The sequence below is a fragment of the Paenibacillus litoralis genome, from assembly GCF_046244365.1.
Lineage (GTDB): Bacteria > Bacillota > Bacilli > Paenibacillales > NBRC-103111 > Paenibacillus_V.
Window position 1 is genome coordinate 8,666,638 of the sequence record NZ_CP176395.1, and the last position, 12,927, is coordinate 8,679,564.

Below are 12,927 nucleotides of genomic sequence, written 5' to 3' on the forward strand. Positions count from 1 at the left end.
CCAGCGTTATTACGGTAGTATATCAGTCAATGGATTGTGTTTACACATCCAAACATATCAGTTATGAACAATCCATAATTAATAGTATAGGGTTGGAGCTTCTATTGGAGGTGTGCGCAATGATGAAAGTAAATCGTAAAGATAAAAGACCGATCTGGATGCAATTGCTTGATCAAGCGATTTATAATATTAAAAGCGGAATTTGGCCACCGGGAGAATTGCTGATTCCTTCCCGTGAACTCGCTCACCTGATAGGCGTCTCTCGCTCAACTATACAGATCGTCTATGAGGAATTGCTAAGTCGAGGCTATACGGTTACATCTCGTCGAGGAGGAACGCGAGTTAGCGAATGGAATCAAGTCACCGGCTCAACGAAGGAAACGATCACATATGGCCCCATCCCCCCTTCGCTTCCCTTGTTGAACTCGGCGGTTGATCAATTGCATGACTGGTTCAGAGGCAAAGAACATCGAGAAGTGGATATTGATTTTAGTCCCCATGAACCCTATTTGGATGATCAATTTCAAAAGAACTGGCGACAATCGTTTCTCCACGCATCCGCTGCAATGGATTTATCAAGCTGGGCTTACGGTAATCCCTATGGTTTTACGCCATTATGCGAGGAAATTCAGCGTTATTTATCACTTGAACGAGGTATCCATGTCCAAACCAATCAGATACTGTTGACCTCAGGAGCTCAGCACAGCATTGACTTAATCGCACAATCGCTTTTATCTGATGGGGACACCGTTTCTGTAGAAGATCCCGGTTTCCCAGCTTCCTGGATGGCCCTGAAGTATCGGCGTATGAATGTGGTCTCCGTCCCCGTTGATGAGTATGGTCTTGTGGTTGAGCGTATTCACCCGCATTCCAAACTGACCTTTGTGACCCCTTCGCACCAGTGCGCGGTCGGGGTCGTTATGTCCGAACCTCGCAGGCAACAATTGCTGCATAAGGCCGTTCAGGAGCAATTTTGGATCATTGAGGACGATTATGATAGCGAATTCCGCTATCGCGGGGAGCCGCTCCCAACGCTGATTAGCCAGGAACCTAATAACACCTTGTACCTCATGAGTTTTTCTAAAATGATTGCCCCAGGCATTCGTATTTCGGCAATCGTTGGATCCGTCGAGGCAATTGCTCAACTAGCCAGAGTACAGGAGCTGACTTACCGTCATCTTCCGATTATGGATCAGCTAACCCTAACCCACTTCATCAAGAATGGGCATTTTATGCGCCATATGAGAAGAGTCAGAAATGTGTACCGACGAAGACACGAAGCCATGACAAAAGCTATTATGGCTAGCGGTTTGGGGGAGCGTTTCACACTAAGCGGAGTAGAAACGGGATTGCATATGTTACTTGAAGCTGAGGAGTCGTACGACGAAGAAGCCGTGACATCGTTAGCCCTTCAAAAGGGAATACGTGTGTACCCTCTTGGACCGTATTGTTTGGAAAGCAAACGAAAGGGATGGGTATTGGGGTTTGCAAAAGTAGATGAAGCATCGATTGAGCAGGGGATTCATCGTCTTGCGGGGTTGATTTAACTTATAATCAGACTGGAGGGAATGTAATTGGAAGAACGCAAATCAACATATAACTTCCAAAATGTTAGTATTGGGGCAGAAGCAGAATCCTTACGCTTAAAAGAACAAGCGTCGATGGGTTGGGAAAAAGAATACCGCACCCTGAAGTGGTTTGGACTAGAAGATGGGATGAAGGTATTGGAAGTTGGAAGTGGCCCTGGATTTGTTACTGAAAAACTACTGGCGGCATTACCAAAGAGTCAAATTACCGCATTGGATGTGGATGATGTCCTGCTTGAAAAGGCTAAGCAGATGCTAAGTCATATCCCTGAATCAAGACTTACCTTTATTAAAGCATCGGTTTATAATACGGAATTACCCGACAATCATTATGACTTTGTTATTGCACGATTAATATTTCTTCATCTACATGACCCCTTGCAAGCTGCAGAAGAAATTAGCCGTGTCTTAAAACCGGGCGGAAAGCTCATTATTATTGATATCGATGATGGAGTATTTGGTGCTATTCAACCTGAACTAGTCGTATTGCCGTCGATATTGAAAAAACTGTCACAACTACAAGCTTCAAAAGGAGGGAACAGACATATTGGAAGAAGCTTGCCACGGATATTATCCAATTCAGGCTTTACAGACGTGGATATGGAGGCAATCGTCCAACATAGCGATTTACATAGTATCGAGGGATTCAAACGACAATTTGATATAAACCGTTTTTCTGGATTCTATAAGAATGGAACTATTACCCAATACGAATTTGAGGAACTAAATAAATCCTATGACAATTTTGTTAGTTCTCCCGAAGCTCATGCCATGATGGTATTTTTTATGGCGTGTGGGACAAAGCCTTTATAAACATGCCCGAATAGAGGAAGGAACAGCAAAGTTCCGACCTGAACAAGCCGTTCCCCAACCGAAGGACGTAAGTTTAAGAACAAAGCAATCGGATACTGCCATCTGGCTTGTCCGATTGCTTTTAATTTTAAGCCAACAAAACGTCCTTCACCTCAACTATTACTTCCACTCTCTACTTTACCGCTCGTTCATAGCATGCTAGCCCATACCGGAATGCTCTCGGTGCCGAGGCACTTCGAAAAGTCGGCCTTTTTTTATTGATTTACCTTGTAGAGTTTGACCGGCACGTTATCATAATCCCCAAACCTCATCTCGTCAAGAGATAATGTGCAATTGAACGACATAGCGGGGATCCCCCCTTATGCTTTCGAAATAGGAATGAAATTCCGAGTATGAGGAGCAATATCACTTTTTCCAATTCATCCGGTTTCACGTAAAATTTTCTTCAGAGCGATGGGGAGATAGGAATATACACACAAAGGACAGAACGCAATGAAGGCAAGGCCATTCCGAAAAGACAGAAAAGGAGGAGCTGCATGAACAGAGTGGACAAAATCAGATTTATGCTCCTTTACGGTGAAGTGCCTGAAGCAAAATGTTACGGGTACATGGAGTTGAATCGGGATGGCAATATGATCGCGCTCTACAATAGGAATGGCGAGGAAATAGACATGTATGGTGGACATGAATTTGTCAGGGTACGAACGATTGGCAAATTCGATGATGAAGACCGCGATAATTTTTATTCCTTGTTAGAAAGTGATGGTGTAGGATAACCTGCACGACAGGCTGGCGAATCGGTGTCAAGGCACTACGAAAAGTCGGCTTTTCGATTGATTAGCCTTGCAGAGTTGACCGGCCTTCAGGTCGATCGGGGGGATTTTGGATATACAAGCAACGGATGGAACGCAATGAACATTCGGGAGGTAGAAAATGAACAAACGGGTTCAAGAGGCAAGTGGAATCAAGAGAGGGCCGATGTTAACCGCGCTACTCATCGGTGCATTTGTTGCGTTTCTTAACGAGAATTTACTTACCAATGCATTTCCTGGATTGATGCGGGAATTCAACGCTGCTGCTTCGACCATACAATGGTTATCGACGGGTTATATGCTAGTGATCGGCGTACTGGTGCCGGTGACCGCATTGCTGCAGCAATGGTTCACGACTCGCCAGATGTTTATGTCTGCGATGGCGTTATTTTTAGCCGGCACCTGTTTGTGTGCAGGTTCCCCTGGATTCGGAATCTTGCTGACGGGCAGGGTCGTTCAGGCTTGCGGGACAGGATTATTGATCCCGTTGATGATGAATACGATTCTTGCCCTCTATCCTCCGGAACGCCGGGGTGCCGCCATGGGTCTCATGGGGCTGGTCATTATGGTCGCCCCTGTCATCGGGCCGGCTTTGTCGGGGTTGATCATCGATACCTTTCACTGGCGATGGCTGTTCTACATGGTGATTCCCGTCGCCCTGTTTTCGATTATTTATGCATTCATCTACTTGAAAAATGTAACGGAACTGACCAAGCCAAGGGTCGATCTTCTATCCATTGTGATGTCAACCATCGGTTTCGGCTGCGTCATCTACGGCTTCAGCCGAACAAATGTCTGGACTGATCCAGAGGGCTACAGTTTGATTGCCATAGGCAGCCTCTTCTTGCTCTTGCTTGTATGGCGGCAGCTCAAGATCAAAGAGCCTTTGATTGATCTTTCCGTATTCCGGCATCCCGCTTTTTCTTTGGTTGCGGTATTGGTAGCAGTCCTGATGATGGTTCTATTCGCCACCACGACATTGCTGCCGATCTATATGCAGAATGTGATGCAGTTGACAGCATTCGCGACAGGTCTACTTCTGATGCCAGGCTGCATTTTAAACGCAATGATGATGCCGGTGACGGGAAAATTATTCGACAAATTCGGGCCGAGATTCGTCATAGTGCCCGGATTGCTCTTGATCGCCATATCGTTATGGCAATTTGCCGGCATCGACAGTGATACTGCGCAAGGTTACGTTCTATTCAATCATATCCTCTTATTCTTAGGCATATCGTTCGTCGTCATGCCGGCTCAGACAACAGGATTGAATCAACTTCCGCGTCATCTGGTCCCCCATGGCACCGCCATCTACAATACGCTCCAACAGATTGCTGGAGGAATGGGCATCGCCTTGTTCGTCGGCATCATGTCATCCGGAGCCAATCGTTATCTTCACCATTCGCCCGATCCCACTGCGATGCATGAGAAGACACAAAGCATGGTTGTCGGTCTGCAGACGGTTTTTTGGATTGAATTTATACTCGCCTTACTTGTTTTGGTACTGGGTTGGTTTATAAATGGTAGTCTTAGTGTCGATTCTGCTCAGAAGAAAGACCCCAAAAACCTGTTGCCTTAGAGGCCTTCAAACACTTATTCCACAGCATTCCCCCGCCATTGCCGACACCAAATTTTTCACCGTCACTTATGGTACGTTTCTCCGTGCCGTCTGTAACGGCAAGATTTAGAGCCATCCTATGCCACCGACCGAACGGTATAGAGAGGCTGTTAATAAATCTTTTTCAGCAGTTCAATAACTTCATCTAGGGTGAGGCCAAAGGATTTGTAGTATGATGTGTCGCTTTCCATTTGCTTCAGAATCATTTCGTTGCGCATTCGCAGCATCTCATCTGACGAGAACTCGGCTACAAAACACCCTTTACCTGTTACTGTATTTATCAAACCGCTTCGTTCGAGCTCTTCCCAAGCTTTCTTTACGGTGATGACACTAACACGAAGCTCCAGGGCTGCTTGTCGAATGGGCGGTAAACAATAGCCGCTTTCTAACTCGCCTTTCAGAATTTGGGCGCTGATTTGTTCGAAAAGCTGCTGATAAATCGGTTTTTCAGATGTGCTCGAGATCGATACGTTCATATGATTTCCACTTTTAGGAAGCGTTTAACCCCAATCCAATAAGCAATCATGGTGAATGCAATAAATATCACGATTCCTGCGATCAGAATGGATATTTGAAGCGCCGTATTGTGGGCCCCGGTACCATTGAAAGTGTCAGAGACAAAAGAATTCTGAATTCCGAGCCATTGTGCAACCCCGGCAAAAAGCATAGCGGCCGTAATGGATGCGGTCGTCGCCCCGCCATACTTATAGGCTGTCTTGTAATACATGGATATGAATACCATATTGAAGATCGCGAGCATGACAAAACAGAGCCCCCAAAAACCCATGTGCGGTGCGAAGAAATAGTAGGGCAGATGCGGGTATAAGCGAATCGTGATCATGCCATAGATCATTGCAATTACAACATGCAATAATTCCAGGATGACAATAACGGTTACCCTTGCTTTCACCATGTCTTTTTTGGTTACGGGCATCATCGCGGTAAACATCAAATCGTTCTGTGTTTTAAATCCGGCAAACGTGTTCGGTATCGTTATCCAACAAAAATACAGAGGGACAAGAAAATAGAGCCAACCGGGAACAAGCATTAAGGCGCCTATTACTAAAGGAAACGCGAAGAACAAAGGATTTAGCCCTAATTTCAAATCCTTCATCACCAAGTTAACCATACATATCCTCCTTTTTCGCGAAATAAATCATGATTTCCTCGAGACTCGGCGTAGTTGCTTTAATATCGGAAGAGGGGTCGAAGTCTCTGGAATGGATCAATCCCGTAAAGCCGAATGAATTCATTTTGTAGGCAATCAACTGCTCTTTCACCCGGTTTAGCTGGCTTTCGTTACCACTCAGTAAGCGATAGGACTCCATAAATTCGTTTTTCTCAGAACTGGCGATGATTTGCCCTTTCTCGATAAAGGTAATAAAATCAGCGCATTTTTCCAAGTCGGATGTAATGTGAGTAGAGAAAAGAATGCTGATTTCGCCATCAACTACGAGCTCTTGAAAAATATCCAACAGATCGTCTCTTGCGGCCGGATCGAGTCCGCTTGTCGGTTCATCGAGGACGAGAAGCTTCGCGCCATGGGACAGGGCAATCGCCAAATTGTACTTCACTTTCATTCCCGCCGACAATTCGGCGATTTTTTTGTTTTCATCCAATTTGAATCTTCTCAGATAGTTGTAATAGGTTTCATCATCCCAATTCTTGTAGAACTTCTTAATTACATCTGTCAACGTCTTCATCTTACTGCGAGTATAGAAATCGATGCCGCCAAATGCGCAGCCGATTTCTTGCTTCAATTTGATTTCGTGTTCGGCGATGTTTTTGCCCAAAATATGCACCTCGCCGCTATCGATATGAATCATTTTCAAGATCGATTTTATGGTGGTTGTTTTTCCTGCGCCGTTGGCACCGATAAAACCCATAATATAGCCCTTTTCCAGTTGAAACGAAACGTCCTTTAACTGAAAATTTGGGTATTTCTTATATAAATTTCGAATGTCTAACGCCAGCATACCGTACCTCCTCATCAAATTGTGTATGTTGTGTATGCACAATATATCATGAGGGGTTTGTTAAGTCAATTGGTCCATAACCTAATTTTGGATAAATTTATCGGGTCAGTTTTAGTCTGTCCAGCAAATGCCGTAACAAAAACTGATCCATCTAATCGTGCTGCAATTCGACGGTACTGACTGAGGAATTGAAGGATGCTGCGCAATCCCAGCTCGAGAGAGTCCGAACGATCATGAAAAAACCGCTGAAAAAGCACCAAAACGTGCCTTTTAAACAGCGGCTACACGTAATAAAAACCCTTGAACACGAATTCGAAGCTTAGCTTGCGGGGCAGGCAAACAGATAAAGCCCCTATTCCGCCGAACGGAATAGAGACTTATATCTTTCACACTGATCCCAGCGTAGACAACTAAGACCGCAATGGCTGGATTCCTCCAGTTGCGCTTTGGCTTACTTTAATATTGCCCTTTAATTACAAAGAACGAGCCCCGAATGGTTCCAGCTAGTTTAGACTTCTGCCTAGCAAACTTAAACTTCCCTTCTAACTCCTTTGGTACCTCCATCCCCTCAGAAAGCTTAAAACCAACGGCCCGCTTCTTAGGGTCATCAACCGTATACATGACATTGATCCCAAGACCATCCTCATAAAAGACGTAGGTAAATTGGATATTTTCCACTTGAAAACGCGACGTTTCTAAAGGTTTGGCCGCAAACGCAATATCACGTTCTTCTTTCAAAATGCGGTTCACATAATCAAGGCTCTCTTGACTTTCGCTAGCTGGTTCAACCGTAAATTCATGTTTGTACTTGTTCATAAAGTAACGGGCTTCATTAGCACGTAAACCAGCAAGCGTTTCTGCTACAGGCGAAGACTCTAAACCTACCGTAGACACATTTTTAAAATCAACGATATACGACATTTCCATCCCTCGTTTTCTCTCACTATTTTTTTAAAAACGGAAATTCTCTTTATCTACCAAGTATTATACCAAAAATGGTTCAATATAAACGTTCACGTTTTGGATATGATAAACCCCTATGTCATCGGTCCGATTTCGGGGTGTCCTATCAACCCGGCGTATATAAAAACGAACATCCCATTCCACTCAGAGGAACGGGATGTTTTGTCCTTTTGGCGATTTCTTCAATCGGAGTTTCCCTTTTGAATGGGAACAGCCTTGCCGACTCCGAAAGCGTAAAAACTAATCACAACAATACCTATGAAAACAATTCCTGTAATAAGGGAGATGCGTGTATCCTCATTAATCCACATACCGACCAGTACCATAAGTAAAAAGGCAATGGTTACATAGTTTGTCACTGGGGCAAGGGGCATTTTGAACGGATGATTATCCAATTCAGTCCCCTTTATTTTTCTGAATTTGATTTGACTGATTAGAATAACAAACCACGGTACCATACCGGGAAGTACGCTGGCGCTGTACACATGCACAAACAGATTTTCCGGCGCCATATAGCTTAAAATCACGCCAATCCCCAATCCGACGAGCACACCAATCGTTCCCAGCAGGGGCACGCCGTTATGGGATAGTTTGGTAAATACTTTCGGTGCCTGTCCATTTACTCCTAATGTATACAGCATGCGTCCTGCGCTATATATCCCGCTATTACAACCTGACATGGCGGATGTGATGACGACAAAGTTGATGAACCCCGCCGCTGCGGTAATACCGATTTTCGCAAACGTGGCAACGAACGGACTGCCGATTGCTTGCAATTGATTCCAAGGGTAAACGGTTACAATTACAAAAATCGCGCCAATATAGAAGATCAAAATACGCCAAATAATACTTTGAGTCGCACTCGTTAACGTTTTTTGGGGATTTTTTGCCTCGCCCGCTGTAATCCCGATAAGTTCGACGCCTTGATAAGCCCCGATTACCAGCGAGAGAGCAAAGAAAAAGCCTTTCCAGCCACCGGTAAAGAAGCCCCCATGCTGCCACAAGTTAGAGAATCCGATCGCGTTCCCGCCGTTACCGATCCCAAAGAAAATCAGACCAATCCCTGCAACAATCATCAGTATGATGGTAACGATTTTAATCATAGCGAACCAAAACTCAAATTCACCAAATGATTTAACGGAGAATAGGTTGGCTGCACCGAGAATCGCCATTGCGATAATACCTGGTATCCAGGCGGGTAAATCCGGAAACCAGTACTTCATATACGTCCCGACGGCAATGATTTCCGCCATCCCGACAATAACCCATTGGAACCAGTTGCTCCAAGCCGTCGCATAACCCGCCAAAGGATGAATGTACTTATGGCCAAAGGTCGCAAAGGACCCCGTGCTCGGCTCTACGTACTGCATTTCCCCCATTGCGCGCATGATGAAGAAGATAAAAATCCCTACAATCGCATACGCAAGCATAACGGATGGGCCTGTCCATTTTATTGTGCTTGCCGAACCCATAAATAATCCAACACCGATCGTACCGCCCAAAGCAATCATTTGAATATGACGCGCTTCGAGACCCCTCTTCAATTCTTTGTTTTTCATTGCAGTTTCCACTTCCCTCTGCTGTTCTAAGCTGTTATTTGGGATAAGCTGCAAAACCCACATCATGATGAAGCAGGTACTGGTATTTTATTATATTGTAAGCGCTATCCTACATCATTCTATGAATTCCTACATTTAAATTATCTATCTCTGATGAAAAAGTGCCAATGCCCTCCCGGTCTCAAGTCGAATTCGTGAAACGCCTAGTCTCCGAGAAGATCAGCTTCCCCTGTCAAATATTTCTTTAAAGCCTGTTAAGTGAATGCTATAATTCCTTTTATTAGTAGAAAGGAGTTTATTTATGCGTAAATGGTTGATTAGCACGCTTGCCCTTATCCTGGTTTTCTCTGGATTGGTTACGGAAAAGTCCGAGGCGTCCTCGACGTTTCACGATGTAGCCCAAACCTTTTGGGCTGTAAACGAAATTGAGGAAATGGAGCGAGCAGGCATAATCAGCGGTTATGAAGGAAACGTCTTCAAACCCGATAATCCGGTTTCACGTGAAGAATTCGCCGCTCTGCTTGCCAAAACTTTTTATTTGAATCCATCGGCCTCCACTCCGACATTCACGGATGTGACGGCGGATAGCTGGTCCTATGCAGCGATTGAATCGGCCAAAGATTATTTGCCTGGCTACAGCACGGCAGCAGGGGATGTCTATTTTAATCCGACGGCCCCCGCAGCACGAGAAGATGTAGCTGCAGCTCTTGTCAGAGCGCTGGGTTATAAATATGAGGCAGACCCTTCAACATTTTCCAGTAAGTTTCGCGATCATTCGGACGTCTCTCCGCATGTATTGGCCGATGTTGCCCGGGCCGCAATCGGGGGACTGATTACAGGCTACGAGGATGGCACATTTCGGCCCAAGGCCACAGTGACTCGCGCGGAAACGGCAGTTATCCTGTATCGCGCCTTGTATGGTCCGACCACACCCCCCAACTCCAAGTCAGCGGTCAAGGCTTCACCGTCTACTTTAATTACTGATTTCTCACAAGCGACCGGCTGGTACGGCACAGTGTCGCAAACGACCGACCCAAACAGGGTTGTTGAGGGTCCGTCGTCTGTCGCTCTTTTCACGGATGACAAACATACTACGACCGGAGCACGGCTTCAGAATCTTGCACTGGATCTGAGCAAGGCCCGTAATCTGATGCTGCGGTTATATGTCGAGGATATTGAGAAATTGTCAAAAATTGAGGTTCGATTATCCTCCACATCCAAAATGAGCTCCTATATGCAATATCCGCATACACGATGGAAGCTTGTCCCCGGCTGGAATGAAGTGGTCATCCCGATTGATGATTTCACTGCCGTCGGCGATGAATCGTTTGAGCACATCATGACTACACTGCAAGTTTCTATAACCCAAAAAGGTGACCTCCCCGTAAGCGTTGTATTCGACGCACTTTATCGCGATTATAAAGGAAGAGGGAGAGTTGTTATTCAGTTTGACGATGGATGGTCATCCGTATATACAAAAGCTGTTCCGATGATGAACAAAAAAGGATTTGTCGGCAATTTAGGCATCGTCAGCAAACTTGTCGGCACGAAAAACTATTCGACGTCTGCTCAATTGAAAGAGATGTATGCCCAAGGTTGGGACATCTTCAACCATACGGCCAGCCACTCGCGCTTGTCCACGCTGACCGAAGAACAGGTTGCCCTTGAATTCAGCACCGCCAAAGCGTTCTTGATGCGCCACCAGATGACGCGAGCTGCAGATTTTATTGCGTATCCTTACGGAGATTACAACGATACCGTTGTGAACATTGCCAGTCGATACAGCCGATTTGCGCGAACGACTACGCCCAATTTCGAAATTGATTCGCCGATTAACCCTTACCGTTTAAAAACCATTGAACTGGTGAACGACATTGCTCCTTCCGACTATCAGGAGGCCATCCGTTTTGCAGCAGAGAATGGAACCACCGTTATTTTCTTGCTTCACCGTATTGAAGATACGGGTACAGATTCAATCATCCTCCATACGGATGATTTTCAGGCATTCCTGGACTACCTGGAGTTATCCCGCAATCAAGTGGATGTCCTTTCGATCAGTCAATGGTATGGAACGATCAACCAGTAGCATTTTAAGATCCGGTGGCCCGCCTATATTTGGGTAGCAGCGAGGGGGCGGCTAGCCCCCGACTCCGGGTAGAGGGGCCATCCAACCGGTGGCCCGAACCCCCAAAGAGCCCGGCGTGCGGATTTACGCACCGGGCTCTTTTGTGCTGCCCCCTGCCAGGTCTGCATCTAAACGAGCACTTTAGTAAATCCTTTTCGTATATGGCAGTCAGTATCTCCGCCTTGCACCTCTGTAAAGCACGATCTGCTACGGCAGGAACCATACGTTTCCATGACTCGACCGCTTGATTTTGTCTAAACACGGTAATCGATTAACAATGAAAAGTATGCTAACATAATATTTATTACAAGCCACAATATTTGAGGTGATCGGAATGTTAGAACGTTCCATGGAGAATGTAATGGAGTCCGTGAAAGGAAGGAGTGATGTGTAGAATAAAAAAGAAAAGAGGACGATTACAATGAATAAATACCAAAATATAAATAGCGATGGATTTAAACTGAATTATAGTGTAAAAGGAACTGGGAAACCTATTTTGGTGATAGGCAGCAGTGTTTATTATCCTCAACTATTCTCAGAAGATTTATATGATACATTCCAGTTTATTTTCCTTGATCATAGAGGATTTGTGAAGCCGCCCCGAACTCTGCAACCCGAAGATTATAGATTGGACAAAGTGTTAGATGATATAGAGACGGCAAGGCAGGATCTTAACTTAACAAATTTCATCCTATTAGGGCATTCAGGACATGCTTTCATGGCTTTGGAATATGCTAAAAAATATCCCAACCATGTCCAAAAAGTTGCCTTATTGAATTCAGCACCTACAAATAGCGAGGAAAGACAGCGTCAAAGCTTTGCATTTTTTAACGAGACGGCAAGTCCAGAGAGAAAAAGACAGTTCGAGATGGATATTGCTTTGTTAGAAAGCGACATTCAGAAAGATCCTGAACGACGATTCGTTCACATGTGTATTCGGATGGGAGCCCAAAGCTTTTATGACTATACATTTGACGCAGCTTACATGTGGGAAGATGTATATACGAATATGCCCATTATCGATCATCTGTGGGGAGAAGCATTCGGAGAATTGAATCTTATACAATCACTAGCTAACTTCAACAAACCAGTATTTATCGGTTTAGGCAGGTATGATTATTTGGTAGCGCCTGTTTCACTTTGGAATTCTGTTGATGAAACCTATGAGCACGTGAAAAAAGTGATCTTTGAGCATAGTGGTCACAATCCGATGTTTGAAGAACCTCGAACCTTTGACAAAGAGCTAAGCAAGTGGATTCTTGAGGGCAATTGAGGCTTTCCTTTGTATAACGAAAAACACTAAGTTGATTCTTAGTGTTTTTTTATTTTCCTGCCCCTTTGGTTTCGCCCAAATGAGTTTACCATTTCGTCTAACGGTGAAAATTACGAAAGTAGCAGCCGCGGCATGCTCCTTCGTTGATGTTCTTATGGATTCTTATTTCATTTTGCGAGAACTGAATCCCGTTCATTTTCTC

At 44.9% G+C, this 12,927-nt stretch carries 11 protein-coding genes; 6 read left to right on the top strand and 5 right to left on the bottom strand.

The features are described 5' to 3' along the window. The first annotated feature begins 119 nt into the window (after positions 1-119). The 4 genes from ACKGJP_RS36640 (at position 120) to ACKGJP_RS36655 (ending at position 4,790) form a co-directional block, all read left to right on the top strand. Entirely contained in the window at positions 120-1,547 is a 1,428-nt protein-coding gene (locus tag ACKGJP_RS36640) for a PLP-dependent aminotransferase family protein (protein ID WP_409343618.1), read from the top strand. 27 nt (positions 1,548-1,574) lie between these two features. Beyond that, complete coding sequence (locus tag ACKGJP_RS36645; protein WP_409343619.1) at positions 1,575-2,399, top strand: class I SAM-dependent methyltransferase; 825 nt, start codon at positions 1,575-1,577, stop codon at positions 2,397-2,399. 536 nt (positions 2,400-2,935) lie between these two features. Continuing rightward, entirely contained in the window at positions 2,936-3,175 is a 240-nt protein-coding gene (locus ACKGJP_RS36650; protein WP_409343620.1) for a hypothetical protein, read from the top strand. A 157-nt stretch (positions 3,176-3,332) separates the two neighbouring features. After that, positions 3,333-4,790: an MDR family MFS transporter gene (locus tag ACKGJP_RS36655; protein WP_409343621.1), complete on the top strand. Its 1,458-nt coding sequence runs from the start codon at positions 3,333-3,335 to the stop codon at positions 4,788-4,790. A 149-nt stretch (positions 4,791-4,939) separates the two neighbouring features. Here the strand turns inward: ACKGJP_RS36655 and ACKGJP_RS36660 are convergent, their stop codons facing one another. The 5 genes from ACKGJP_RS36660 to ACKGJP_RS36680 all read right to left on the bottom strand — a co-directional run bounded on the left by ACKGJP_RS36660 (position 4,940) and on the right by ACKGJP_RS36680 (position 9,327). Then, complete coding sequence (locus ACKGJP_RS36660; RefSeq protein ID WP_409343622.1) at positions 4,940-5,305, bottom strand: GntR family transcriptional regulator; 366 nt, start codon at positions 5,303-5,305, stop codon at positions 4,940-4,942. Beyond that, entirely contained in the window at positions 5,302-5,958 is a 657-nt protein-coding gene (locus ACKGJP_RS36665; RefSeq protein ID WP_409343623.1) for an ABC-2 transporter permease, read from the bottom strand. Before ACKGJP_RS36665 ends, ACKGJP_RS36660 begins: the two co-directional genes overlap by 4 nt. Beyond that, entirely contained in the window at positions 5,951-6,805 is an 855-nt protein-coding gene (locus ACKGJP_RS36670; RefSeq protein WP_409343624.1) for an ABC transporter ATP-binding protein, read from the bottom strand. Before ACKGJP_RS36670 ends, ACKGJP_RS36665 begins: the two co-directional genes overlap by 8 nt. A 456-nt stretch (positions 6,806-7,261) precedes the next feature. Continuing rightward, positions 7,262-7,726 carry a phage tail protein gene (locus ACKGJP_RS36675; protein WP_409347354.1) on the bottom strand — a complete coding sequence of 155 codons (465 nt, stop codon included), beginning with the start codon at positions 7,724-7,726 and terminating at the stop codon, positions 7,262-7,264. A gap of 224 nt (positions 7,727-7,950) precedes the next feature. Beyond that, positions 7,951-9,327, bottom strand: a complete 1,377-nt coding sequence (locus tag ACKGJP_RS36680) for an amino acid permease (protein ID WP_409343625.1) — start codon at positions 9,325-9,327, stop codon at positions 7,951-7,953. A gap of 301 nt (positions 9,328-9,628) precedes the next feature. On the opposite strand from ACKGJP_RS36680, the gene ACKGJP_RS36685 reads away from it, so the two are divergent. Then, positions 9,629-11,413 carry an S-layer homology domain-containing protein gene (locus ACKGJP_RS36685; protein WP_409343626.1) on the top strand — a complete coding sequence of 595 codons (1,785 nt, stop codon included), beginning with the start codon at positions 9,629-9,631 and terminating at the stop codon, positions 11,411-11,413. A gap of 460 nt (positions 11,414-11,873) precedes the next feature. Continuing rightward, complete coding sequence (locus tag ACKGJP_RS36690) at positions 11,874-12,725, top strand: alpha/beta fold hydrolase (protein WP_409343627.1); 852 nt, start codon at positions 11,874-11,876, stop codon at positions 12,723-12,725. Positions 12,726-12,927: the final 202 nt, after the last annotated feature.

Bases quoted from the DNA above. Each gene is read 5' to 3' on its own strand.
- ACKGJP_RS36660 (WP_409343622.1), bottom strand. From the start codon at position 5,305: ATGAACGTATCGATCTCGAGCACATCTGAAAAACCGATTTATCAGCAG.
- ACKGJP_RS36685 (WP_409343626.1), top strand. From the start codon at position 9,629: ATGCGTAAATGGTTGATTAGCACGCTTGCCCTTATCCTGGTTTTCTCT.
- ACKGJP_RS36670 (WP_409343624.1), bottom strand. From the start codon at position 6,805: ATGCTGGCGTTAGACATTCGAAATTTATATAAGAAATACCCAAATTTT.
- ACKGJP_RS36655 (WP_409343621.1), top strand. From the start codon at position 3,333: ATGAACAAACGGGTTCAAGAGGCAAGTGGAATCAAGAGAGGGCCGATG.
- ACKGJP_RS36650 (WP_409343620.1), top strand. From the start codon at position 2,936: ATGAACAGAGTGGACAAAATCAGATTTATGCTCCTTTACGGTGAAGTG.
- ACKGJP_RS36640 (WP_409343618.1), top strand. From the start codon at position 120: ATGATGAAAGTAAATCGTAAAGATAAAAGACCGATCTGGATGCAATTG.
- ACKGJP_RS36675 (WP_409347354.1), bottom strand. From the start codon at position 7,726: ATGTCGTATATCGTTGATTTTAAAAATGTGTCTACGGTAGGTTTAGAG.
- ACKGJP_RS36680 (WP_409343625.1), bottom strand. From the start codon at position 9,327: ATGAAAAACAAAGAATTGAAGAGGGGTCTCGAAGCGCGTCATATTCAA.
- ACKGJP_RS36665 (WP_409343623.1), bottom strand. From the start codon at position 5,958: ATGGTTAACTTGGTGATGAAGGATTTGAAATTAGGGCTAAATCCTTTG.
- ACKGJP_RS36690 (WP_409343627.1), top strand. From the start codon at position 11,874: ATGAATAAATACCAAAATATAAATAGCGATGGATTTAAACTGAATTAT.